Origin of the sequence: Microbacterium sp. Root61 (assembly GCF_001427525.1) — a bacterium.
Classification (GTDB): domain Bacteria; phylum Actinomycetota; class Actinomycetes; order Actinomycetales; family Microbacteriaceae; genus Microbacterium.
Genome location: NZ_LMGU01000001.1, coordinates 2,573,008 through 2,597,094 on the forward strand (window position 1 = coordinate 2,573,008; position 24,087 = coordinate 2,597,094).

Annotated in this window: 22 protein-coding genes; 14 read left to right on the forward strand and 8 right to left on the reverse strand. The window is 69.0% G+C overall.

The window, feature by feature from the left end; genetic code table 11:
• The 4 genes from kdpB to ASD65_RS12260 are packed head-to-tail and all read left to right on the forward strand — an operon-like array spanning nucleotide 1 to nucleotide 6,030.
• The gene (gene kdpB, locus ASD65_RS12245) at nucleotides 1–2,169 is read left to right on the forward strand and encodes a potassium-transporting ATPase subunit KdpB (RefSeq protein WP_056223033.1); all 2,169 of its coding nucleotides are present in this window, start codon (nucleotides 1–3) and stop codon (nucleotides 2,167–2,169) included.
• A gap of 22 nt (nucleotides 2,170–2,191) precedes the next feature.
• Nucleotides 2,192–2,803, forward strand: a complete 612-nt coding sequence (kdpC, locus tag ASD65_RS12250) for a potassium-transporting ATPase subunit KdpC (RefSeq protein ID WP_056223035.1) — start codon at nucleotides 2,192–2,194, stop codon at nucleotides 2,801–2,803.
• 33 nt (nucleotides 2,804–2,836) lie between these two features.
• A complete protein-coding gene (locus ASD65_RS12255) occupies nucleotides 2,837–5,359 on the forward strand; it encodes a DUF4118 domain-containing protein (RefSeq protein WP_056223038.1) in 2,523 nt (840 codons plus the stop codon).
• The gene (locus tag ASD65_RS12260; protein WP_056223041.1) at nucleotides 5,356–6,030 is read left to right on the forward strand and encodes a response regulator; all 675 of its coding nucleotides are present in this window, start codon (nucleotides 5,356–5,358) and stop codon (nucleotides 6,028–6,030) included. The genes ASD65_RS12255 and ASD65_RS12260 overlap by 4 nt, the downstream gene beginning before the upstream one ends.
• 3 nt (nucleotides 6,031–6,033) lie before the next feature.
• Here the strand turns inward: ASD65_RS12260 and ASD65_RS12265 are convergent, their stop codons facing one another.
• Nucleotides 6,034–6,933: a TerC family protein gene (locus ASD65_RS12265; RefSeq protein WP_056223044.1), complete on the reverse strand. Its 900-nt coding sequence runs from the start codon at nucleotides 6,931–6,933 to the stop codon at nucleotides 6,034–6,036.
• A gap of 121 nt (nucleotides 6,934–7,054) precedes the next feature.
• Nucleotides 7,055–8,782, reverse strand: a complete 1,728-nt coding sequence (locus tag ASD65_RS12270) for an acyl-CoA dehydrogenase (RefSeq protein WP_056223046.1) — start codon at nucleotides 8,780–8,782, stop codon at nucleotides 7,055–7,057.
• A gap of 150 nt (nucleotides 8,783–8,932) precedes the next feature.
• Between ASD65_RS12270 and purL the strand changes: the two genes are divergently transcribed.
• The 4 genes from purL to ASD65_RS12285 all read left to right on the forward strand — a co-directional run bounded on the left by purL (nucleotide 8,933) and on the right by ASD65_RS12285 (nucleotide 13,337).
• Nucleotides 8,933–11,275, forward strand: a complete 2,343-nt coding sequence (gene purL, locus ASD65_RS12275) for a phosphoribosylformylglycinamidine synthase subunit PurL (protein WP_056223048.1) — start codon at nucleotides 8,933–8,935, stop codon at nucleotides 11,273–11,275.
• Nucleotides 11,276–11,284: 9 nt separating this feature from the next.
• The gene (locus tag ASD65_RS19400) at nucleotides 11,285–11,419 is read left to right on the forward strand and encodes a hypothetical protein (RefSeq protein ID WP_268778132.1); all 135 of its coding nucleotides are present in this window, start codon (nucleotides 11,285–11,287) and stop codon (nucleotides 11,417–11,419) included.
• Between the two features lie 81 nt (nucleotides 11,420–11,500).
• Nucleotides 11,501–12,394 (forward strand): hypothetical protein, encoded by an 894-nt coding sequence (locus tag ASD65_RS12280; RefSeq protein ID WP_056223050.1) that lies wholly within the window; start codon nucleotides 11,501–11,503, stop codon nucleotides 12,392–12,394.
• Between the two features lie 46 nt (nucleotides 12,395–12,440).
• Nucleotides 12,441–13,337 carry a hypothetical protein gene (locus tag ASD65_RS12285; protein WP_056223053.1) on the forward strand — a complete coding sequence of 299 codons (897 nt, stop codon included), beginning with the start codon at nucleotides 12,441–12,443 and terminating at the stop codon, nucleotides 13,335–13,337.
• Nucleotides 13,338–13,406: 69 nt separating this feature from the next.
• Here ASD65_RS12285 and ASD65_RS12290 read toward each other — a convergent pair whose 3' ends face one another.
• The 3 genes from ASD65_RS12290 to ASD65_RS12300 all read right to left on the reverse strand — a co-directional run bounded on the left by ASD65_RS12290 (nucleotide 13,407) and on the right by ASD65_RS12300 (nucleotide 16,607).
• Entirely contained in the window at nucleotides 13,407–14,300 is an 894-nt protein-coding gene (locus ASD65_RS12290; RefSeq protein ID WP_056223055.1) for a glycine betaine ABC transporter substrate-binding protein, read from the reverse strand.
• A 100-nt stretch (nucleotides 14,301–14,400) separates the two neighbouring features.
• Nucleotides 14,401–15,306, reverse strand: a complete 906-nt coding sequence (locus tag ASD65_RS12295; RefSeq protein ID WP_056223056.1) for an ABC transporter permease — start codon at nucleotides 15,304–15,306, stop codon at nucleotides 14,401–14,403.
• Entirely contained in the window at nucleotides 15,306–16,607 is a 1,302-nt protein-coding gene (locus ASD65_RS12300; RefSeq protein WP_082561921.1) for a quaternary amine ABC transporter ATP-binding protein, read from the reverse strand. Before ASD65_RS12300 ends, ASD65_RS12295 begins: the two co-directional genes overlap by 1 nt.
• A gap of 43 nt (nucleotides 16,608–16,650) precedes the next feature.
• Between ASD65_RS12300 and ASD65_RS19065 the strand changes: the two genes are divergently transcribed.
• The 4 genes from ASD65_RS19065 to ASD65_RS12315 all read left to right on the forward strand — a co-directional run bounded on the left by ASD65_RS19065 (nucleotide 16,651) and on the right by ASD65_RS12315 (nucleotide 18,998).
• Complete coding sequence (locus ASD65_RS19065; RefSeq protein WP_156378866.1) at nucleotides 16,651–16,806, forward strand: hypothetical protein; 156 nt, start codon at nucleotides 16,651–16,653, stop codon at nucleotides 16,804–16,806.
• Nucleotides 16,807–17,002: 196 nt separating this feature from the next.
• Nucleotides 17,003–17,404 (forward strand): GntR family transcriptional regulator, encoded by a 402-nt coding sequence (locus ASD65_RS12305; RefSeq protein WP_056223060.1) that lies wholly within the window; start codon nucleotides 17,003–17,005, stop codon nucleotides 17,402–17,404.
• Complete coding sequence (locus ASD65_RS12310; protein ID WP_056223062.1) at nucleotides 17,401–18,306, forward strand: ABC transporter ATP-binding protein; 906 nt, start codon at nucleotides 17,401–17,403, stop codon at nucleotides 18,304–18,306. Before ASD65_RS12305 ends, ASD65_RS12310 begins: the two co-directional genes overlap by 4 nt.
• Complete coding sequence (locus tag ASD65_RS12315) at nucleotides 18,303–18,998, forward strand: hypothetical protein (RefSeq protein ID WP_056223064.1); 696 nt, start codon at nucleotides 18,303–18,305, stop codon at nucleotides 18,996–18,998. The genes ASD65_RS12310 and ASD65_RS12315 overlap by 4 nt, the downstream gene beginning before the upstream one ends.
• A 159-nt stretch (nucleotides 18,999–19,157) precedes the next feature.
• Here ASD65_RS12315 and ASD65_RS12320 read toward each other — a convergent pair whose 3' ends face one another.
• Nucleotides 19,158–19,451 (reverse strand): chorismate mutase, encoded by a 294-nt coding sequence (locus ASD65_RS12320; protein WP_056223066.1) that lies wholly within the window; start codon nucleotides 19,449–19,451, stop codon nucleotides 19,158–19,160.
• Between the two features lie 102 nt (nucleotides 19,452–19,553).
• On the opposite strand from ASD65_RS12320, the gene ASD65_RS12325 reads away from it, so the two are divergent.
• Nucleotides 19,554–20,714 carry an AI-2E family transporter gene (locus tag ASD65_RS12325; RefSeq protein ID WP_056223069.1) on the forward strand — a complete coding sequence of 387 codons (1,161 nt, stop codon included), beginning with the start codon at nucleotides 19,554–19,556 and terminating at the stop codon, nucleotides 20,712–20,714.
• A 29-nt stretch (nucleotides 20,715–20,743) separates the two neighbouring features.
• On the opposite strand, the gene ASD65_RS12330 is transcribed toward ASD65_RS12325, so the two are convergent.
• Both ASD65_RS12330 and ASD65_RS12335 read right to left on the reverse strand, forming a co-directional pair.
• Nucleotides 20,744–21,958 carry a lactonase family protein gene (locus ASD65_RS12330; RefSeq protein ID WP_056223071.1) on the reverse strand — a complete coding sequence of 405 codons (1,215 nt, stop codon included), beginning with the start codon at nucleotides 21,956–21,958 and terminating at the stop codon, nucleotides 20,744–20,746.
• Nucleotides 21,958–23,244 (reverse strand): adenylosuccinate synthase, encoded by a 1,287-nt coding sequence (locus tag ASD65_RS12335; protein ID WP_056223073.1) that lies wholly within the window; start codon nucleotides 23,242–23,244, stop codon nucleotides 21,958–21,960. Before ASD65_RS12335 ends, ASD65_RS12330 begins: the two co-directional genes overlap by 1 nt.
• A gap of 123 nt (nucleotides 23,245–23,367) precedes the next feature.
• Here ASD65_RS12335 and ASD65_RS12340 point away from each other — a divergent pair, with 123 nt between their 5' ends.
• Entirely contained in the window at nucleotides 23,368–24,078 is a 711-nt protein-coding gene (locus tag ASD65_RS12340; protein ID WP_056223075.1) for a Pr6Pr family membrane protein, read from the forward strand.
• Nucleotides 24,079–24,087 lie beyond the last annotated feature (9 nt).

Consider the following 24,087-nt stretch of genomic DNA (forward strand, 5'->3'; position numbering starts at 1 on the left):
ATGTCCACGACATCGCTCACCCCCGTTGCCGGCACCGTCGACAACGCGCACACACCGAAACCGCCGACCTCGGCGCGCGCCTTCAGCTGGGCACAGCTCGTGCGCGCCCTGCCCGGCGCGCTGCGCAAGCTCAACCCGGCCGCCCTGTGGCGCAACCCGGTCATGTTCCTGGTCTGGGTCGGGGCCGCGCTGACAACGCTCATCGCCCTGGCCGAGCCCTTCCTCGGCGGCGCCGAGCAGTCCGGCGGCAGCGAGGTGCCGATGGGCTTCACCTGGGGCATCGCCGTCTGGCTGTGGCTCACGGTGCTCTTCGCAAACCTGGCTGAGTCGGTGGCGGAGGGCCGCGGGAAGGCGCAGGCCGCGAGCCTGCGCAAGACCCGCACCAGCACGATGGCCAACCGCGTCGCCTCCTACGACGCGAAGGCGGATGCCGCGGCCGAGCACGCGGCGCTGGTCGAGGTCGCCTCGGCCGAGCTGCAGCTCGGCGACGTCGTCATCGTCACCGCCGGCGACTTGATCCCCGGGGACGGCGACATCGTCCACGGCATCGCGACCGTCGACGAGTCGGCGATCACGGGCGAGAGCGCCCCGGTCGTGCGCGAGTCCGGCGGCGACCGCAGCGCAGTCACCGGCGGCACCCGCGTGCTGTCCGACCGCATCGTCGTGCGCATCACCTCCAAGCCCGGCGAGACCTTCGTCGACCGGATGATCGCGCTCGTCGAGGGTGCGAGCCGGCAGAAGACGCCGAACGAGATCGCGCTGAACATCCTGCTGGCGAGCCTGTCGATCGTGTTCGTCGTGGTCGTGCTGACGCTGAACCCGATCGCGTCGTACGCGGCAAGCCCCGTCAGCATCCCGGTGCTCGTGGCGCTGCTGGTGTGCCTGATCCCGACGACGATCGGCGCGCTGCTGTCGGCGATCGGCATCGCCGGGATGGACCGCCTCGTGCAGCGCAACGTGCTGGCGATGTCGGGCCGCGCGGTCGAGGCCGCGGGAGATGTCACCACGCTGCTGCTGGATAAGACCGGCACGATCACCTACGGCAATCGGCGCGCGACGGACTTCGTCGGGATGCCGGGAGTGCCCGACCACGAGCTCGCCCGGGCCGCGGCCCTGGCCTCGCTCGCCGACCCCACCCCCGAGGGCACCTCGGTGGTGGAACTGGCTGCGGTCCGAGGTATCCGTGCGGATCTTCCCGGCGACGCGATCGTGGTGCCCTTCACGGCCCAGACGCGCATGAGCGGCGTGGACCTCGCCGACGGCACTGTCGTGCGCAAGGGCGCCGGGTCGGCCGTCACCGCATGGCTCGAGGCCGAAGGCGTCCGCATCGCCACCGGTGTGCGGGCACAGCTGATGAGCGAGACCGACGCGATCGCGATGAGTGGCGGAACGCCGCTGGTCGTGGCCGAGCTGGACGGCACCGGCCACGGCCGAGTGCTCGGCGTCATCCACCTCAAGGACGTCGTCAAGGACGGCCTCCGCGAGCGCTTCGCCGAGCTGCGCAGCATGGGTATCCGCACGGTGATGATCACCGGCGACAACCCGCTGACGGCCAAGGCCATCGCGGCGGAGGCCGGCGTCGACGACTACCTCGCGGAGGCGACGCCCGAGGACAAGCTGGCGCTCATCATCCGCGAGCAGGAGGGCGGCAACCTCGTCGCGATGACCGGCGACGGCACGAACGACGCTCCGGCGCTCGCGCAGGCCGACGTCGGCGTGGCGATGAACACGGGCACGTCGGCCGCGAAGGAAGCCGGCAACATGGTCGACCTCGACAGCGACCCGACCAAGCTCATCGACATCGTGCGCATCGGCAAGCAGCTGCTGATCACGCGCGGGGCGCTCACGACGTTCTCGCTCGCCAACGACATCGCGAAGTACTTCGCGATCATCCCGGCGATGTTCATGACGGTCTTCCCGGGGCTCGCGGCGCTGAACATCATGCAGCTGAGCTCCCCGGCATCCGCCGTGACGAGCGCGATCATCTTCAACGCGATCGTGATCATCATCCTGATCCCGTTGGCGCTGCGCGGAGTGAAGTACCGCCCGGCGAGCGCGTCGCAGATCCTGAGCCGGAATCTGCTCGTCTACGGACTGGGCGGCGTCATCGCCCCCTTCATCGGCATCAAGCTCATCGACATCGTCGTGAGCCTCATCCCGGGCTTCTGAGCCCGCACCCAGGAGAGAACCCATGTTCCCCACCCGCACCACCCTCCGCACCGCCGGGGTCGCCCTCCGCGCGATGCTCGCCTTCACCCTCATCCTCGGCATCGGCTACACCCTCCTGATCACCGGCATCGGCCAGGTCCTGATGCCGTGGCAGGCGAACGGCTCGATCATCACCGATACGGAGGGGGCCCCGGTCGGCAGCGCGCTGATCGGACAGTCCTTCACCGATGCCGACGGCAACGCCCTGCCCGAGTATTTCCAGTCGCGGCCCTCCGCCGCGGGGGCGGGGTACGACGGCGGCGCCTCCAGCGGCAGCAACTGGGGGCCGGAGAACGACGACCTCGTCACCGCGATCGAGGACCGCCAGGCCGCGATCGCGGACCTCGAGGGCGTGGATGTCTCAGCCATCCCGGCGGACGCCGTCACCGCGTCCAGCTCGGGCCTGGACCCGCACATCAGCCCCGCCTACGCGCTGCTGCAGGTCGACCGCGTCGCAGCGGCCCGGGGCCTGGATGCGACATCCGTCCGCGAGCTCGTGGAGTCGCAGATCCAGGCGCGCGACCTCGGCTACCTCGGCGAGCCGCGCGTCAACGTCCTCCAGCTCAACCTCGCGCTCGACGCGCTGCAGCGCTGAGCCGGCGACGGGGGAGGTCGTAGGGTGAAGCGCATGAAGCGCGGACGACTGCGGGTGCTGCTCGGCGCCGCCCCCGGCGTCGGCAAGACCTACGAGATGCTCGAGGAGGGGCGGCGGCTCCAGGGCGAAGGCCGGGATGTCGTCATCGCGGTCGTCGAGACGCACGGCCGTGCCGAGACCCAGGCGCAGATGACCGGCCTCGTCGAGGTTCCGCGCCAGGTCCTGTCCCACCGCGGGGTCGAACTCACCGAGATGGACGTCGACGCCGTGATCGCCCGCGCACCGCAGATCGCGCTGGTGGACGAGCTCGCCCACACCAACGCGCCCGGCGCGCGCAACGCCAAGCGCTGGCAGGACGTCGATGATCTGCGGGATGCCGGGATCGACGTCATCACGACCGTCAACGTGCAGCACATCGAGTCGCTCAACGACGTGGTCGAGCAGATCACCGGCATCGTGCAGCGCGAGACGGTGCCCGATGCCGTGGTCCGCGGAGCCGACCAGACCGAGGTCGTCGACCTGGCACCGCAGTCGTTGCGGGATCGCTTGTCAGCTGGACTGATATACCCGGCCGAGCGCATCGATGCCGCATTGTCGAACTACTTCCGGCTCGGCAACCTCACCGCCCTACGCGAACTGGCGCTGCTCTGGCTGGCCGACGAGGTCGACAGCGCTCTGAAGACGTACCGCACCGAGCACGGCATCCAGGGCACCTGGCATGCGCGCGAGCGGGTCGTGGTGACTCTCACCGGCGGCGCCGAGGGCGACACCCTCATCCGCCGCGGAGCCCGCATCGCGGCCCGCTCCGCCGGTGGTGAGCTGCTCGCCGTGCACGTGTCCAGCCAGGACGGACTGCGCAGCGAGGCTCCCGGGGCTCTCACCGCCCAGCGCGCGCTGGTGGAGTCGCTCGGCGGCTCGTACCACCAGGTCGTCGGCGACGACGTGCCGCACGCCCTCGTCGACTTCGCCCGCAGCGTCAACGCCACTCAGCTCGTCATCGGCGTGAGCCGCCGCGGCCGTCTCGCGACGGCGTTCACCGGCCCCGGCATCGGCGCCACCGTCGTGCGCGAATCCGGCGACATCGACGTGCACATCGTCACGCACGCCGCCGCCGGCGGGCGGCTCCACCTGCCGCGCGTGACCGGCGGGGCGCTGAGCCTGAAGCGCCGCCTCATGGGTTTCGCCCTCGCGCTCATCGGTGGTCCGCTGCTGTCCTGGATGCTGTTCACCTTCAGCAGCGACGCCTCCATCACCTCCGATGTGCTGGCCTATCAGCTGCTCGTGGTCGTGGTGGCCCTCGTCGGCGGCATCTGGCCCGCCCTGTTCGCCGCCATCCTGTCGGGCCTGACTCTCGACTACCTCTTCGTCGAGCCGCTGTTCACGGTCACCATCGCCGACCCGCTGCACGCCCTCGCCCTCATCCTGTACGTCGTGATCGCCATCCTCGTCAGCTGGATCGTCGACCAGGCCGCCCGCCGCACCCGCGCGGCCCGTCGCTCCGCCGCCGAATCCGAACTGCTGGCGACGGTAGCCGGCAGCGTCCTGCGCGGACAGAGCGCCGTCCCGGCCCTCGTCAGCCGCACCCGCGAAGCGTTCGGGATGACAGGCGTCCGCCTCATCGGCAGCGACGGCGCCGTGCTCGCCACCGACGGCGAGCCCGTCCCGGACGGCCGCGTCATCCGTCTCCCCGTCGGCGACAGCGCGTCGCCCCGGGCCACGCTCGAACTGCACGGCGGCGACCTGGATGCCTCGGAGCGACGTCTGCTCGACGTGATCGTCGCCCAGCTCGCGGCAGCGCTGGAACACACCGACCTGACCGAGACGGCCCGCGAGGCCGGCGTTCTCGCCGAGACCGACCAGGTGCGCAGCGCGCTGCTCTCGGCCGTCAGCCACGACCTGCGCCGCCCGCTCGCCGCCGCCGTCGCCGCGGTCGGCGGCCTCCGCGCGGCGGGTTCCGCCCTGTCCGCCGACGACAAGCGCGAGCTGCTCGAGACGGCCGATGAGAGCCTGGCCACGCTGTCGACCCTGGTCACCGATCTGCTGGACGTCAGCCGGGTCGAAGCCGGCGTCCTGGCCGTCTCGCTCTCCCCCGTCGACGCGGCCGAAGCCGTGCTCGCCGCGGTCGACGAGCTGGGACTCGGTCCCGTCGAGGTGGAGCTCGCGCTCGACCCCGAGCTGCCCCCGCTGCGCGCCGACCCCGTGCTGCTGCAGCGCGTGCTGGTCAACGTGCTCGCCAACGCGCACCGCCACAGCCCCGACGGACGGCGCACGCGCGTGGCCACCAGCCGCCTCGGTGGCGTGGCGGAGATCCGCATCGTGGATCATGGACCGGGCGTGCCGATCGAGCGCCGCGACGACATCTTCGCGCCGTTCCAGCGCCTCGGCGACACCGACAACACGGCGGGTCTCGGACTGGGGCTCGCCCTCTCGAAGGGATTCACCGAAGGCATGGGCGGCACTCTGACTCCCGAAGACACCCCCGGCGGCGGATTGACCATGGTCGTCGCGCTGCCAGTGGTGCAGGCATCCGCCCCCATCGAAGGAGCCGCCTCGTGAAGGTGCTCATCGCCGACGACGATCCGCAGCTCGTCCGTGCGCTGCGGATCACGCTGGCCGCGCACGGCTACGAGGTCGTCGCGGCACCCGACGGGGCGGCGGCCATCGCGCTGGCCGCGCAGGCGCATCCCGACATCGTGCTGCTGGACCTCGGGATGCCGCGGCTCGGCGGCGTCGAGGTCATCGAGGCGCTGCGGGGCTGGACGAAGGCACCGATCATCGTCGTGTCGGGCCGCACGGGTTCGGCCGACAAGGTGGAGGCCCTGGACGCCGGCGCCGACGACTACGTCACCAAGCCGTTCCAGATCGACGAGCTGCTGGCCCGGCTGCGAGCGCTGGGCCGGCGCACGGCGACCTCGACCGCCGATCCCGTCGTGCGGTTCGGTGACATCGTGATCGACCTGGCCGCCCACGACGTGACCCGTGCGGGCGCGCGGGTGCATCTGACCCCGACCGAGTGGCGGATGCTGGAGTTCCTCGCCCGCAACCCGGGCGCCCTCGTCACCCGCCAGACCCTGCTCAAGGAGATCTGGGCGAGCGAGCACGTCAGCGACTCCGGCTACCTGCGGCTGTACATGTCGCAGCTGCGCAAGAAGCTCGAGCCCGACCCCGCGCATCCGGTGCACCTGCTCACCGAATCCGGCATGGGCTACCGGCTCGCGCTCGACTGAGGCTCAGCCCAGGCCCGCGCGCGTTTCGTCGTCGAGGTCGGTGACACCCGCCACGGGCTTGGTCGAAAGCCCGACCGACCCAGCATCCGGATTCTTCGAAAGCGCGGCGCCGACGGCGACGGACTCATCGACATCGGGATACGTCGGACGCAGCTGCACGGCCTGGCGGCGTACCTGCGCGCGCTTGGCCTTGCGCGCGGCGGCCCAGAGGTTCAACGCCTCGACCAGGATCGCGAACGCCATGGGCATATAGATGAGGGCCTTGTCGATGTGCGCGCCGAACCCCTCCGCGATGAGGAAGACACCGATCAGCAGGAGGAACGACAGCGCCAGCATCTTCACGGTCGGGTGGGTGTTGACGAACGTGAAGATCCAGCGCGACGCGAACAGCATGATGCCGAACGACAGCACTACGACGGTGATGATGACGATCATGTTCTCGGTCATGCCCACCGCGGTGATGACCGAGTCCAGCGAGAAGACGATGTCGAGCAGCAGAATCTGGGCGATCACCGAGCCGAAGGTGATCTGCGCCACCTTCTTGCCGGGATGCTCCTCTTCGGCGCCTTCGAGCTTGTGGTGGATCTCGGTGACGGCCTTGTAGACCAAGAACAATCCACCCGCGATGAGGATGAAGTCCTTCCACGAGAATCCGATGCCGAACCAGACCACGACGTCTTCCTTCAACGTGATGATCCACCCCGCGAAGAAGACCAGGAGCACGCGAATCAGCATGGCGAGCGTCAACCCCAGATTGCGCGCCTTGGCCTGCTGCTCGACGGGGAGCTTGGAAGCGAGGATCGAGATGAAGATGACGTTGTCGACACCGAGCACGATCTCCAAGACGAACAGCGTCAGGAAGACAGCGATCAGGTCAGGAGTGAAGGCAAGGGTGAATTCCACGTGCCCATCGTAGGGGCCGCCCCGGTGGCGCCCCGCCCCGCGAGACTGCAACGGGAGGTCGAGACTGTGGCTGAAGCCCGCTGTCTCGACGCTCGGTTGCAGTCTCGCGACAGGACTCGGGTCAGACGACCTCGCCGCCGGCCACGGTCTCGGCGAGCGCGTGCACGCGCGGCAGGTGGTGGCTGCCGTAGAAGTCCGCAGAGGTGAGGCGTGCGGCATCCGTCGCCGAAGGAGTCTCATGGGCGAGCACCGCGCACACGGCCTGCGCGTGCATCCATCCGCCGGCAAGGGTGCCCAGCAGCATCAGGTACGGCACGCTGACGGCGTACAGGTCGCGCGGCGAGCCCGCCTGCGCCAGCAGGTCCGCCGTCGCGCGACGGGCCGCGGCGACGGCCCGCTCGATCCGGTCGGCGGTGCGGACGGCCATCGGGTGGTCGAAGCCACGCAGCTGCGCGACCGTCGCATCGATGCGCGCGAGCAGCTCCTCGGCGACGGCGCCGCCGTCGCGGACGACCTTGCGCCCGACGAGGTCGTTGGACTGGATGGCCGTGGTGCCCTCATAGATCGTGGTGATGCGGACGTCCCGGTAGTGCTGGGCCGCACCGGTCTCCTCGATAAACCCCATGCCGCCGTAGACCTGGATGGCCTCGCTGGTCACCTGGACCGCATCCTCCGTCGCCCATCCCTTGAGGATCGGCACGAAGAACTCCGCGAGCCCGGCCTCCGCGCCATCGGTGTCGGCGCGGTCGAGCAGGTCGGCGGCGTAGACGCCGAGGGCCCGCATGGCGAAGATCTTGCTCGACATCGACAGGAGGAGCCGGCGCACGTCGGGGTGCTCGGCGATGGGCGCACCGGCGGGGCGATCGAGCACCCGGCCCTGCAGGCGCTGCGCGGCGTACGCCGCGGCCTGCTGGTACGCGCGGTCCGCGATGCCGGTCGCCTGGAACCCCATGCCGGCGCGAGCCGCGTTCATCATGATGAACATCCCCGCCAGACCGCCGCCGACCTCGCCGACGAGGTAGCCGGTCGCGTCCTCGTAGGCGAGCACGCAGGTGGGGCTGCCGTGGATGCCCAGCTTGTGCTCGATCGCGACCGTGGTGACGGCGTTGCGCTCACCGAGGCTGCCGTCCTCGTTCACAAGGAACTTGGGCGCCACGAACAGCGACAGCCCCTTCGCGCCCTCGGGTGCACCGGGGGTGCGCGCGAGCACGAGGTGCACGATGTTCTCCGCGATGTCGTGGTCGCCCCACGTGATGAAGATCTTCTGCCCGCGGATCGCCCAGCTGCCGTCGTCGCGCGGGGTGGCGATCGTGCGGATCGCGCCCAGGTCGGTGCCGGCCTCGGGCTCGGTGAGGTTCATCGTCCCGGTCCACTCGCCGGAGACGAGCTTGGTCAGGTACGTCTCGCGCAGCTCATCGGATGCCGCGGCGTTGAGGGCGTGGATCTGCCCCGCCGTGAGCAGCCAGCACAGGGCGAACGCCGCGTTGGACGCGTTCCACATCTCGCCCAGCCCGGCGCGCACCGCGCCGGGCAGCCCGTCGCCGCCGGCGGAGACCGGCGCCTCGGCGGTGATCCACCCGGCGTCCACGAACGCGCGATAGGCCTCGGCGAACCCGGCGGGCAGATGCACCTGGCCGTCTTCCAGGCGCGCGCCGACGCTGTCGCCCAGGGCCTCAAGGGGCGCGATCACGGATGCTGCGAACTCACCCGCGGCGGCGAGGATCTCCTCCGCGTCCTCGGCGGTGAGCTCACCGCCCGTGGCGCGCTCGACCAGATCGAGTCCGAATGCCTCGCTGAGCAGGAACGCATAGTCATCGACCGGCGGGATGTAAGGGGACGACTCTGCCATGACCTGCTCCTTGGATTTCATCGAGGATGACACTGAGAACCAGTATACGTGCGACCCAGTGTCACCACCTGGGAGCGTGCCGGGTTCGCCCGCCCCCCACGTAGACTTGATCCGTCCGGCATCCCCCGATTTTTCCTGGAGTTGAGCCGCGTGACCACCCCCGCAGAAACCACCCAGGCAACGGCATCCATCGATACCGTGGCCAACGCCGCCGCCACCCCGGAACGCGAGCAGCCGTACGGCGCCCTCGGGCTCAAGGCGGACGAGTACGCGCAGATCCGCGAGATCCTGGGCCGCCGCCCCACCAGCGGCGAGCTGGCGATGTACTCCGTCATGTGGTCGGAGCACTGCTCGTACAAGTCGAGCAAGATCTACCTCCGCCAGTTCGGGCAGAAGGTCACCGACAAGATGCGCGAGCGCCTCATGGTCGGCATGGGCCAGAACGCGGGCGTCGTGGACGTCGGCGAGGGCTGGGCGGTCACCTTCAAGGTGGAGTCGCACAACCACCCCAGCTACATCGAGCCGTTCCAGGGCGCCGCGACCGGCGTCGGCGGCATCGTCCGCGACATCATCTCGATGGGCGCGCGCCCGGTCGCGATCATGGACCAGCTGCGCTTCGGCGACATCGACCACCCCGACACGGCCCGCGTCGTGCACGGCGTGACCAGCGGCATCTCGTTCTACGGCAACTGCCTCGGCCTGCCGAACATCGGTGGCGAGACCGTGTTCGACGCGGTCTACCAGGGCAACCCCCTCGTCAACGCCCTCGCGGTCGGCGTCATGCGCCACGAGGACATCAAGCTCGCGAACGCCACCGGCGCCGGCAACAAGGTCGTGCTCTTCGGGGCCCGCACCGGCGGCGACGGCATCGGCGGGGCATCCATCCTCGCCTCCGACACGTTCTCGGCCGGCGGCCCCACGAAGCGCCCCGCCGTACAGGTCGGCGACCCGTTCGCCGAGAAGGTGCTCATCGAGTGCTGCCTCGAGCTGTACCGCGACGATCTCGTCGAGGCCATCCAGGACCTCGGCGCCGCCGGCATCTCCTGTGCCACGAGCGAGCTCGCCGCCAACGGAAACAGCGGCATGAAGGTCTCGCTCGACAACGTCCTGCTGCGCGACCCCTCGCTGACCGCCGAAGAGATCCTCATGTCGGAGTCGCAGGAGCGCATGATGGCGATCGTCGCGCCCGAGAAGCTCGACGCGTTCCTCGCGGTCGTCGGCAAGTGGGACGTCGAGACCAGCGTCCTGGGCGAGGTCACCGGCGACGGACGCCTCGTCATCGACTGGCACGGTCAGGAGATCGTGAACGTCGACCCGTCCACGGTCGCCGTCGACGGTCCGGTCTACGAGCGCCCCGTCGCCTACCCCACCTGGATCGACGCGCTCCGCGACGACTCTGCCAGCGCCCTGCCCCGCGCCCTCGACCCCGAGACGCTGCGCAGCCAGTTCACGCAGCTGGTGGCCAGCCCCAACCTCGCCGACACGGCGTGGGTCACGAACCAGTACGACTACTACGTGATGGGCAACACGGCCCTGTCGTTCCCCGATGACGCCGGCATGGTCCGCGTCGACGAGGAGTCCGGCCTCGGCTTCGCGATCTCCACCGACTGCAACAGCCGGTTCTGCCAGCTCGACCCGTACGAGGGCGCGAAGCTGGCCCTCGCCGAGGCCTACCGCAACGTCGCCGTGACCGGCGCCGTGCCCACCGCGGTGACCGACTGCCTCAACTTCGGCAGCCCGGAGAACCCCGAGGTCATGTGGCAGTTCTCGCAGGCCGTCGAAGGCCTGTCGGACGGATGCCTCGAACTCGGCGTCCCCGTCACCGGTGGCAACGTCTCGTTCTACAACCAGACCGGCTCGACGCCGATCTTCCCGACCCCCGTCGTCGGCGTGCTCGGCATCATCGATGACGTCGCCCGCCGCATCCCGAGCGGCTGGCAGGACCCGGGCGAGAACATCTACCTCCTCGGCGTCACCGCCACCGAGCTCAGCGGCTCGGCGTGGGCGGGCACCATCCACAACCACCTCGGCGGTCGCCCGCCGGCCGTGGACCTCGGCCAGGAGAAGAGGCTCGCCGAGCTGCTGCACGCGGCATCCCAGCAGTCCCTCCTCTCCAGCGCACACGACCTCTCCTCCGGCGGACTCGCTCAAGCATTGGCCGAGGGCGTCATGCGCTTCGGCGTCGGGGCCCGCGTGTGGCTGCGCGAGCTGATGGAGCGCGACGGCGTGGATGCCTCGGCAGCACTGTTCGCCGAGTCCACCGGTCGCGTCATCGTCACGGTGCCGCGCGAGGACGACGTGAAGTTCCGCGGGCTGTGCGACGGCCGCGGCTACCCCGTGCTGCGCATCGGTGTCACGGATGCTGCGGCGGGCGCCGAGTCGGTGCTCGAAGTGCAGGACGTCTTCACGGTGTCCGCCGGCGAGCTGCGCGACCTGTCGACCGCGACGCTCCCGGCAGCATTCGGTGCCACAGTGTCCGAGCCCTCCCTCTAGACTGAGCACATGGCCGACGAGGACGAGTACAGCGTCTACACAGAGACCCGTCAGAAGCGCATCAAGGTGATTGCGTGGGTGGTGATCGTCGCGCTCATTCTCGTGGGCGGTGGCGCCACTGTGCTGGCGCTTCTGTTCGGCTGATCCGACGCGCTGCGCCGGATGCGCCGATACCGGGATCTGATTCCCAGGCGGCATGCCACCGTGCGCGGATAGCATGAACACGTGGATCCGCTCTGGGCGTTTTTCGCCGAGGTCTGGTGGATCGTGCCGCTGACCGTCGGCGCGGGCACGCTCGGCTGGTTCGGTCTGCGCGGGCAGCGCACCGCCGCGGCCCGCCGTCTCGAGCTCGATGCCGCCAAGCACGATGTGCGGGCAGCACGCGAAGCCGTGACCCGCGGACAGGCGGATCTCGCCGTCGCGCACGCCGAACTGGTGCGCGCACAGGCGGACCGATCGATTCGTCACGGGTCGGACCGGGATGTCGCTGCCGCACGCCGCACCCTGCAGAACGCACGGCAGACGGCCAAGTCGGCAGCGGCCGGCCTGCGCGCCCGCCAGGCGAGCCTGCGTGCCGCCCGGGCGACGGTGCCGCACGTCGGGGCCGACCCGTCCGACTACCCTCTGGCCAAAGTCCTCCGCGCGCACAACGCGGTGCTGGTGCGGTGGATGGAGTACGACACCGACCCCGCCAAGGCCATTGCGTACCCCGCCATGAGCGACGGCACCGCTCCGGTCATGGCGGAGTTCCTGCACGAGCAGTCGCAGGCGCAGTGGCTGCGCCCGTCGTCGGCCGACGCGCGCATGGCGCCGGCGGACTTCGCCGCCTACCGCGACGCGGTGCGGCGCGTGGAGCGTTCCTTCGACGCCGCCGAAGACCAGGTGCTCGGCCGGACGTCCAATCGAGCGCCCTTCACCGGCACCTGGGTCGACACGGCCCAGGACCTCCTCGCGAACGCGCAGCGCGCGGTCGCCTGGTCGGCGGAGGCGATCGCGCGGGTCTCGGACGGCGCCGGATCCGCCTCGTGGCGCTTCCCGCAGCGCGGGACGGCGGATGACGATCCCCCGCCTCCGCCGCCTCCCCCGCCCGCGTCGGGCACCGGCAAGCACCCGCGCTGAGCCGATACGCGGGCGAGCACGCACGGCCTCGGCGTACCATGGCAGGGTGCAGCCCCTGTTCGACTTCCTCGGCCAATACTGGTGGCTCGTCTTCCCGGTGATGGGTGTGGTGGGCAGTGTCGGTGGCGCCTGGGAGCGGAACGCGCGACGCCGGCACACGCGGCGCCTCGAGGTACTGCACGCGAAGGCCGAGCTGAAGGCCGCGGCGAACGGCACGGCCCTGGCCGCGGCATCCGCCACCGGCGCGATCCCCGTGGCAGCCGCGGCAGCGCCGGCGCCGCAGGGCACGCAGCTCGAGCGCCTGTTCGCCTCGCACGATGCTGTGACTGCCCGCTGGCTCGAATACGAGCTGGACGTCGCGAAGCTCATCGCCTTCCCCGCGATGAGCGATGGCCGCCAGCCGCTCACGGCCGCCTTCCTGCGCGCCAAGAAGCTCGCCGACGGACTGCGGCCCGCGTCGGCCAAGACGAAGCTCACGCGCGAGCAGCTGACCGACTACCGCAATGCCGTCACCGACTTCGAGGTGGCGTTCGATGTCGCCGAGCGTGATGCCCGCCGCATCCGGGACTCGTCCTTCACAGATGTCGAGCGCAAGCGCCTCGACACGGCCAAGCAGCTTCTCACGGTCGCGATCGACCAGGCCGCGACCCCCGCCGAGCGCCAGTTGGCGTATCGCCGCGTACGGCAGGAGCTGGACGGGCTCATCTCGCTGTCCGACGGCGCCATCGAAGTGCTCGAGGAGAAGGTGGCGCTCGAGCTGACGACGGGCGCGCACCCGCAGGTTCCGGATGCCGCGACCCCGCGGGTCTCGACGACCCCTCCCCCCGCCACCGGGACTGCGGGCGGCACCGGTGCGCGCAACACCGTCGCACCGTCGCCCTGGCCCGTTCCCGCACGGTCGACGGACACCGCCCCCGGCCGGGTCATCAAGCCGAAGCACTGACCCGGCCCGCTCCGGCCACCCGCGAACGACGAAGGGCGCCGGGTCTCCCCGACGCCCTTCGATGAGTCACTACGACGTCAGTGCGTCGACGTAGTCCTTGTTCTCCGACATCCACGTCTTCACGATGTCCGTGTAGTCGGTGACCTCGTCATCCGTGTTGTACATCGCGTTCTCGAGCGAGAAGAGCACATCCGAGTCCATCGTGAACGCCGTGAGCCACTCCGCGACCTCGGGGAAGTCGTCGCTGAAACCGGTGCGGGTGACGGTGTGGATCGACTCCGCATCGCCCAGGGTGCCTTCCGGGTCCGCCAGGTCCTTGATGTCGAACGCGTCGTAGGCCCAGTGCGGGCGCCAGAGCGTGACGGCGACGTTCTCGCCGGCCTTCAGCGCCTTGCCCAGCTCGGCGAGCATCGCCGGCGTGGAGGACGTGATGTACTCCATGTCCTCCAGCCCGTAGGTGGGGATAACCCCGTCTTCGGTGGCTTCGGTGAGCCCCGCGCCGGGCTCGATGCCGATCAGACGGTTGCCGAACTCGTCCGCGTTCGCCGCGAGATCGGCGAGGGAGTCGATCGGCGCATCCGCGTTGACCGCGATGGTGAGCTTGGCATCCTCGTTCCAGGCTCCGAGATCGACGATGTCATCGCCGTACTCCTCGAAGTACGAGGCGTGCGTCGTCGGCAGCCAGCCGTCCAGGGCCAGATCGAAGTCGCCCTTCGCGAGACCGGCGAACACCGGACCCGCGTCCGCGTACTCGAGCTCGACGTTGTAGCCCTTCTCCTCGAGCACCTGCTTCCACACGTACGACGCGGCCTCGCCTTCAGGCCAGCCGTTGAACACACCGATGGTGATGTCCTTCGATGCCTCCGCCGGTTCGTCACCGCCGGCTCCTCCTGCGCAGCCGACCAGCGCGAGGCTGGCGGCGGTTCCTAGTGCAAGGGCACCGATGAGGTGTCGCTTGTTCATGGATTCTTCCTTTCCTCCCGTGTGCTGTGGCACGGGCGTTGGGGATGCCCACGGGTACCGTGGGCTCGTCGGCACGCCGAAGCGCGCCTCGGTCTATAGCTCAGCGAGCGGCGGCGACGGTGGAGCGCGCGGCGTCGCGAGGGGGTGCTGCGGCCGAGCTCGCGCGGGACCGGGTGCGTGTCCTGCGCCCGCCGAATCCACTCGTGATCCGGTCGAGGATCATCGCCAGGATCACGACGGCGAGTCCCGCCTCGAAGCCGAGTGCGATGTTCGTCCGGCTGAGCGCCTGGATGATGTCCTTGCCGAGGCCGGGAGCACCGACCATGCTGGCGATGACCGCCATCGACAGGGCGAGCATGATGACCTGATTCACGCCGGCCATGATCGACGGCATAGCGAGCGGCAGCTGGATCTGTCGCAGGATGCGGCCGGGCGTCGCGCCGAAGGCGTTGCCCGCCTCCACGACCTCCTTGTCCACGCCGCGGATGCCGAGCTCGGTGAGCCGCACGCCGGGGGCGATCGCGAACAGGATGGTCGCGACGATGCCCGGAACGACGCCGACACCGAAGAGGAAGATCGCCGGGATGAGGTAGACGAAGGCCGGCATCGTCTGCAGGAAGTCGAGGATCGGACGCACGACAGCGGACACCGTCCGGGAGCGCGCCGCCCAGATACCGAGCGGAACGGCGATCGCGATCGCGATGAGCACGGCGACGAACGTGAGCGCCAGGGTCTGCATGGCGTTCTCCCACTGCGCGACACCGCCGATCACGAGCAGTCCGACGGCTGTACCCACGGCGAGCTTCCACCCCTTCGACAGCCAGGCGATACCCGCGAGGGCGATGATGACGACCCAGAACGGGGGTGCCGTGAAGATCCATTCGGCGCCGTCGTAGAGTCCGCGGAACAGCACCGCGATGATGTCGAAGAACCAGCCGAGGGTGTCGATGACGAAGTCCACGAACGACTTGACCCACGCACCGAGGGGGAGGCGGAATCCATCCATCAGCGGTCACCTCCGTCGCTCGCGGTCTCGAGCCGGGGCGCTTCGACCAGTTGGCTGAGCTCCTCGACGAGATCCACCGAGATGGCCGGAATGATCGACAGCTCCCGGGTTGTGGGAGGGACGTTGCCCAGCGCCGCCAGCAACGTGACGCGCGGGATGATGCCCAGCAGTCGTCGATCGGCGTCCACGACCGCCACGGGGAGCGGACTCTCGATCGAACGCTCCACCACGTCGGTGAGCGGATCGTCGGGGCCCACGGTCGGCACGGCGTGGTCTGCGATGGCGCGCAGGTCGCCCTGACCCGCTTTGACCGCCCAGATGACGGCGCGATCGCTGACGGCACCGATCAGCTTGCGATTCTCGACGACGAACGCCGACGCGACCTGCAGCTCGCGCAGCACCCGGAGCGCTCCGCGCACGCCGGCGCTGACGGGCACCGTCGCGTAGGCGGGCTCCATCACCGCGCTGGCGGTGAGCACGCGTGCACGATCGACGTCTTGCACGAACTGCGCGACGTAGTCGTTCGCCGGGTCGGTGAGGATCTCCTCGGGCGTCCCGTTCTGCACGATGCGACCGTCGCGCATCACCGCGATGCGGTCGCCGAGGAACATCGCCTCGTTCAGGTCGTGGGTGATGAAGATGATCGTCCGGCCGAGCTCGTGCTGCAGCTCGACCAGCTGCTCCTGCATCTCGCGGCGGATCAGGGGATCGAGGGCGGAGAAGGCCTCATCCATCAGCAGGATGTCGGTGCCGGCGGTCAGCGCACGGGCCAGGCCGACGCGCTGTTGCATTCCACCGGAGAGCTCGTCAGGGTACGCATCCGCCCGATCGGCGAGCCCGACCTTGCCGAGGATCTCTCGCGCACGCTCGATCCGCTCGGCCTTGTCGACGCCCTGGATCTCCAGCGCATATGCGGCGTTGTCGAGCACGGTGCGATGCGGAAGAAGGGCGAAGTGCTGGAAGACCATCGACATCGACGAGCGTCGGATCGACCGCAGTTCCGACGCCGACGCCGACGTGACGCTTCTGCCTTGGACCACGACTTCGCCTGCGGTGGGCTCCAGGAGTCCGTTGAGCATTCGGATGATGGTGGACTTCCCCGAACCGGAAAGTCCCATGATCACGAAGATCTCGCCTGGCTGGACGGTGAAGCTCGCATCGATGACGGCCGCGGTTCCGGCGTCCTTCACGTCGGCGCGCGTCTCTCCGGCGGAGAGCCGGCGGACGGCGTCTTGCGGATGGCGCCCGAAGACCTTGTACAGGTTCTTCGCTTCAAGGGCAGGGGAAACGGACAAGTGCATCACCTCGGCGCAGCGCACTAGCTGCAGCATCGGTTACGCCCGGGTGACAGTCATCGGCGGCGGCACGTGGGTTCCATCGCGCCTGCTGCTCGGGGTGATGCATTTCGGATCCATCACCAAGACCATCGACCATACGCTCGCGGCGCGGACCTCGCGGCCCAGACGCTTCGATCGCGGACTGGTCGTTGACGGGCCGTGAGGCCCTCTTTCCACGGTAACGAGATAGATGCACTTCGCCAAACCGAGAGCGATCCTCGACGAAGCCCGACTTCGGGATGGGGTCGTGTGAATCTGCCCGCATGCCAGTCACGGCGCGGGATCCGGGAAAGTGGGTTGACACTCGACCCGGTTCTATGGTTAGTTACCTGAGTAACTAACCATAGAACGAGGTTGATGTGATGGACGAAGGCAAGGCGCTCTTCCTGCAGATCGCAGAGAGCGTCGAGGACTCGATCATCGACGCGAGCCTGGCCGAAGAGGGCCAGGCGCCGTCGACGAACGAGCTTGCAGCGTTCTACCGCATCAATCCCGCCACCGCCGCGAAGGGAATCGCGATGCTCGTCGACAAAGGTGTGCTCTACAAGCGCCGCGGCATCGGCATGTTCGTCGCCGCCGGCGCCCGCGATCTCCTGCTGGAAGAGCGCAGGACGGCGTTCGCGGACCGTTTCGTGACCCCGCTGCTCGCGGAAGCCCGCAAGCTCGGCCTCTCGCCCGACGATCTCTCCCGCCTCATCCGCCAACGCGCCGCCGCGGCGCCGGATGCGGCATCCGACCCCACCGAAAGGACCGCACGATGACCGCCGTCATCGAAGTGACCGGACTCACCAAGCGCTACCGCGAGACGCTCGCTGTAGATGACGTGAGCTTCACGATCGAGCAGGACACCATCTACGGCCTCCTCGGCCGCAACGGCGCCGGCAAGACGACCCTCATGTCGATGCTGACCGCGCAGAACTTCGCCACGAGCGGCGACATCCGCGTGTTCGGCGAGCACCCGTACGAGAACGCGCACGTGCTGTCGCGGATGTGCTTCGTACGGGAGAGCCAGAAGTACCCCGACGACGCGACGCCGACACACGCCTTCCAGACGGCCCGGCTGTTCTTCCCGCATTGGAACGAAGAGCTCGCGCAGTCGCTCATCCACGACTTCCAGCTCCCCGTGAAGAAGCGCATCAAGAAGCTCTCCCGCGGCCAGCTCTCGGCGGTCGGCGTCATCATCGGACTCGCCGCCCGTGCGGAGATCACGTTCTTCGACGAGCCGTACCTGGGCCTCGACGCGGTCGCCCGGCAGATCTTCTACGACCGGCTGCTGGAGGACTACACCGAGCATCCCCGCACGGTGATCCTCTCCAGCCACCTCATCGACGAGGTCTCCAACCTCATCGAGAAGGTGCTCGTGATCGACCGCGGCCGGATCATCATGAACGAGGACACGGATGCCGTGCGCGACCGTGCCGCGAACATCGTGGGCGATGCCGCCGCCGTCGACGCGTTCGTCGCGGGACGCGAGGTCATCCACCGCGAGAGCCTCGGCAAGGTCACTTCCGTGACGGTCCTCGGCACCCTCACCCCGCAGGACCGGGAAGCGCTGGTCGCGGCCGGACTCGAGGTCGCTCCGGTCTCGCTCCAGCAGCTGATCGTCCGTGTCACGCAGAACGCCACCCCGGCCGCCGCTCGCGACGAAGGAGCACTCCGATGAGCCGCACCCTGAACGTGGTCCGCATGCAGCTGATCAACAAGCAGACCTACGTGTGGATCCCGCTGCTCATCCTGGGCGGCTCTTTCCTGCTGACCCTCGCCATCTACGCCATCCTCTCGAACGCCGGCATCAGCGAGGCGAAGTACGGCGGCGGCGCTCAGGCGCCCCTGTGGTACTTCCTCGTGGTCGGCGTGCAGGCGCTCACCCTGACCTTCCCGTTCTCGCAGGCGATGAGCGTTACCCGACGCGACTTCTACCTCGGCACCCTGCTCACCGCCGCGATGACCTCCGCGATCCTTTCGCTGGTGTTCCTCGTCGGCGGGCTGATCGAGGTCGCCACCGGCGGGTGGGGCATGAACGGCTGGTTCTTCCGTCTCGACTGGGTCTGGGAGTCCGGGCCCGCCGGCGCCCTGCTGTTCTACTTCGTCATCGCGATGCTGTTCTTCGTCATCGGATTCGCGTGCGCCCTCATCTACAAGCGCTTCGGGGGCCTGTGGTTGGCTGTCGTCCTGGTCGGCTTCGCCGTGATCCTCGTCGGCATCCTGTGGCTGGTCGGCAGCGCGAACGCGTGGGTGCAGATGTTCACCTGGTTCGCGACCCTCGGTGCTGTCGGCCTGGCGTTGTGGTCGCTGGTCGTGATCGTGGTCGTGGCCGGGGTGTCGTACCTGGTCCTGCGGCGCGCGACGCCGTAACCACGAAGGAACGGACGGATGCCGCGACCCGCCGGGTCGCGGCATCCGTCGTCTCAACGCAAAGGCACGCGGACGTCCGACCCGCCTTCCTGCGTGAGGCCACACCAGAACGTGTGGCGATACAGCTTGGAAGCCACGTGGGCGGGAATGGTGCCCGTGTCAGCGGCGTTCGGCGGCCCGCTCATGGTGGTGGATGACCTCGGCCACGACGAAGTTGAACCACTTCTCCGCGAACGCGGGGTCGAGGTCGGCCTCTTCGGACAGGCGACGCAGGCGCGCGACCTGGTGCTCTTCGCGCGCCGGATCCGAGGGCGGCATGCCGAACTCGGCCTTGAGCACGCCGACCTGCTGCGTGCAGCGGAATCGCTCGGCGAGCATGAACACGAGCGCGGCGTCGATGTTGTCGATGCTGCCGCGCAGACGCTGGAGCGTCTCGTCGGGATCAGTGGTCATGGCGCCCTCCTCGGGAATCGACGATACCCGGTCCGGTTGCCATCCCGGCGCTTCGCGCGACAAGTCCCTGGTCCAGCGGCATGGTGGCTCTAGAGTGTGTGCATGACCGATGCCGCTGCTCCTTTGGCTTCAGATCCCGCAACGGGAACGGATGCCGCGACGCCCGCCGTCGCACCGCAGGCCCCTGCTCCGCGGGCGCATATCTGGACGAGCGTGAGCAACCCGTTCGCCGTGGGCTTCTCGGTCACCCTGGGCGGCCTCGTCGCACTCGCGCTGGGGATCGCGTTCGGCAATCTGTCGACCATCGTCATCTATGTCGTGTTCGCGCTCTTCGCCGCGCTCGGGCTGGACCCGATCGTCCGGTGGTTCGAGGCGCACAAGGTGGGTCGCGGCTGGGGCATCGTGATCGTCTACTCGGTGTTCGCCCTGATCCTGGTCGGTGTCCTGACCCTGATCGTGCCGACGGTGGTACAACAGATCACCTCATTCATCAAGGACATTCCGGGGATCATCACGAACTTCGAGAAGTCCGACTTCTACGCATGGCTGAATGCGACGTTCAGCGACGTCGTCGGCGTTGCCGTCGACGAGATCCAGAAGTTCCTCTCGAACCCGGCCAACCTGGCGACCATCGGCGGCGGCGTCGTCAAGGTCGGCGTCGGCATCGCGACGACCATCTCCGGGCTGATCATCGTGCTCGTGCTGAGCCTGTACTTCCTGGCCGGCCTGCCGATGATGAAGGTGGCGTTCAACCGTCTCGCTCCCGCCCGCAGCCGCCCCGCCGTGGCCAGCATGACCGAGCAGATCACCGACTCCATCGGCGGCTACCTGATGGGCATGGTGATCCTGGCGTTCTGCAACTCGATCGTCGCGCTGATCCTGCACCTGGTGCTGGGACTCCCGTTCGCCGCGCTGATGTCGGTCGTCGCATTCCTGCTGACACTGATCCCGCTCGTCGGCTCGGTGCTGTACTGGATGGTCGCCACGGTGATCGCACTCTTCTCCAACCCGCTCGCCGCGCTGATCTTCGCGATCGCTTACCTGATCTACATGCAGCTCGAGGCCTACGTGCTCACGCCGAAGGTGATGAACCGCGCGATCTCGGTTCCCGGGTCGCTCGTGGTCATCGGCGCCCTGGTCGGCGGCACGCTGCTCGGACTGCTCGGCGCCCTCGTCGCGATCCCGGTCACGGCCTCGATCCTGCTGATCATCAAACAAGTGGTGATCCCGAAGCAGGATGCCAAGATCGTCCCGGAGGAGTAGCGCGGCGCGTTCGTTCCGAACGCAGATGCCTACGCGCGTGCGGGGAGGATGCGGGTAGGCGACGGCGCCGCGGTGCGCGAGCGCACCCGGCCCGGAACGCCGGTGCGCGGGTCGATCGTGAGCGAGACGATCTCGTCCGAGAGCTGCCCCGCGACCAGTAGAGTGTCGCGCACCACGAGGTGGTGGCGCGGCCAGTTCACGCCTGCGTCGACGAGTGCCACCGGCTCGGTGCGCTCGCCCGCGCCGCGCACGCGCAGGGTGGCGATGGTGTTGCTGCCCCGCAGCGCCGCGTAGAGGTACTCGCCATCCGGCGAACGGGTGAGCTCCGCAGCGGCGTCGCCGTCGACCGAGATCCCGGATGCCGCGACTCCCCCGAGCAGGCTCCACCGGCCATCACGCCCGGCGCCGAGCGTGAACACCTCGAGGGAGTACTCCGTCACCACGTGCAGGTGACCGCTCGGGTGCAGGACCATATGCCGCGGGCCCGTGCCGAAGGGTAGGACGACCTCGTGATCCAGGCGCAGCGCGGACGTCGTCGGGCGCCAGATCCGCACCAAGTCGAATCCGAGGTCGGTCGTCGCGATCCGGCCGTCGGGCAGGAACACGGCGGCATGTGCGCGCGAGACCCGGCCCGGATCGGTGGCTTCCTCTTCGGCCGGCTCCTCCTCATCGAGACCCTCGTCGTACCCCGGGACGAGGTGGGCGAACTCGTCGCCTGCGGCAGCGCGCAGTGAGCGGGCCGCGGCGGCGAGCTCGGCATCGACACCGGCGGGGCGTATGCCGACAGCGGCATCCACTCCGCTGAACGGGTCGACAGGCCCGGAATGCGGGTCCGTGGCAGGCGCAGCCAGCACCGGGGCCGAGGGTCGACCTGCGGCATCCAGCACCACGCGCACGACCCGACCATCGCCCCAGCAGCTGGCGATCAGCGAGCCGCCGTCCGGCGCGACGACGGCGTGACAGACCGCGGCCCCGGCCTCGACCGGGGCACCGAGCGGCACGAACGACGACTCTCCGGTGCGGCGATACGCGGCCACCGTGCCGGCCGCCTCGAGCGTCGCGTAGACGATGTCGAGGGTCGGATGCTGCGCCAGCCACGACGGCGACGCCGCGGTCACGGCATCGCCCGTGAACGAGAGCGCCCCACCCGCGGATCCGTCATCCGCGGCGCCGGCGACGAGCGTGCCGATCCCGTCGGCGTTGCCGCCCATGTCGGCGGTGTACCCGCCGAGCCAGAACCGCATCAGTCCACGAGGTCGTGGCGCACGATGACGGCATCGCGCGAGGCGCCCACGCCGATCACCGAGATGCGTGTGCCGCTCATGGCCTCGAGCGCCAGGACGTACTCCTGGGCCGCGAGCGGAAGGTCATCGAAGGTGCGCGCCGTGGAGATGTCCTCGCTCCACCCGGGGAAGTACTCCAGGATCGGCACGGCGTGGTGGAAGTCGGACTGGTTGACCGGCACCTCGTCGAACCGCTTGCCGTCCACGTCGTAGGCGACGCACACGGGGATCTCCTTGAGCCCGGTCAAGATGTCGAGCTTGGTGAGCACGAGGTCCGTGATGCCGTTGATGCGCGTGGCGTATCGGGTGATCGGAGCGTCGTACCAGCCGACGCGGCGGGGGCGCCCGGTGGTCGTGCCGAATTCGAAGCCGCGCGAGCGCAGCCAATCGCCCTGCTCGTCGAACAGCTCGGTCGGGAACGGGCCCGAGCCGACGCGGGTCGTGTAGGCCTTGACGATGCCCACGATGCGGTCGAGCCGGTTGGGTCCGACGCCGGCACCGGTGGCCGCGCCACCGGCCGTCGCGGACGACGACGTGACGAACGGGTAGGTGCCGTGGTCGATGTCGAGCATCGTGGCCTGGCCGCCTTCGAATACGACGACCTCGCCACGGTCCAGGGCGTCGGTCAACAGCAGGGATGTGTCGCACACCATGCCCCGCAGGCGGTCCGCGTAGGAGAGGAGGTCGTCCACGATCTCATCGACGGTGATCGCACGGCGGTTGAAGACCTTCACCAGCAGGTGGTTCTTCTGGTCGAGGGCGCCCTCAACCTTCTGCCGCAGGATGTTCTCGTCGAACAGGTCCTGCATGCGGATGCCGACGCGGTTGATCTTGTCGGCGTACGCCGGACCGATGCCGCGACCTGTCGTGCCGATCATGCGCTTGCCGAGGAAGCGCTCGGTGACCTTGTCGAGCGTGCGGTGGTACTGCGTGATGATGTGCGCGTTCGCGCTCACCTTCAGGCGGGAGGTGTCGACGCCGCGCGCGTTGAGCGCCTCGAGCTCGGCGAAGAGGACCTCGAGATCGACGACGACGCCGTTTCCGATGACGGGGATGACGCCGGGCGACAGGATGCCGGAGGGCAGCAGGTGCAGGGCGTACTTCTCATCGCCGATGACGACGGTGTGGCCGGCGTTGTTGCCGCCGTTGAATTTGACGACCCAGTCGGTGCGCTCACCGAGGAGGTCGGTCGCCTTGCCTTTGCCTTCATCTCCCCATTGCACACCGATGATGACGATTCCAGGCATGAAGACACTCCTCGGGTGGGGTCCGACGGTACACCCCATCCTATCGGGGCGGGCGTGCCCTCCGGGATTCCGGGGATCAGCGCGTGTGCGCCGCTATGCTGACCACGACCTGAGGAGAACAGAATGGCCTGGAGTTACGCCCGAGTGGCCGCGGCCGCGCTCACCTTCGCGGCGATCATCGCCCAACTGATCAGGACCACGGAACGCGCCCTCGAGGCGACCACTGACTACGCGAGCCACGTGCCGACCGTGGTCGCGAACTTCCTCAGCTATTTCACGATCCAGTCGAATCTGTTCACGGCGATACTGCTCGTCGTCGCGGCCGTGTGGGCATGGACGAAGGGCAAGGACGCCGAGACCGAGCCGCGCTGGCTCGCCATCCTGCTGGCGTGCCTGACCACCTACATGATCGTGACCGGCATCGTCTACAACACCCTCCTGCGCAACGTGGTTCTGGACCAAGGCGTGACGGTGTGGTGGTCGAACGAGATCCTGCACGTCGTCATCCCGGTGTTCATGCTCGTCGATCTGTTCGTCGCACCGAAGCGTCGCCCGCTGCCGTGGAGCACGGTGGGGATCATCGCGATCTACCCGATCGTGTGGGCCGTCTACACGCTGCTGCGCGCCGACATGATCATCGCGCCGGCGTCGGGCAATCCGTGGTGGTACCCGTATCCCTTCCTCGACCCGCACCTGGTGCCGGGCGGCTACGTCGGCGTCGCCGGGTACATCGTCGGCATCGCGATCGCCATCGTCGGCGTCGGCCTGCTCGTCGTCTGGGTCGGCCGGTGGCGTGCACAGCGCCGCGTCGCTGTGGAGGCCGCCGTCAGCTGACCCCCGCAA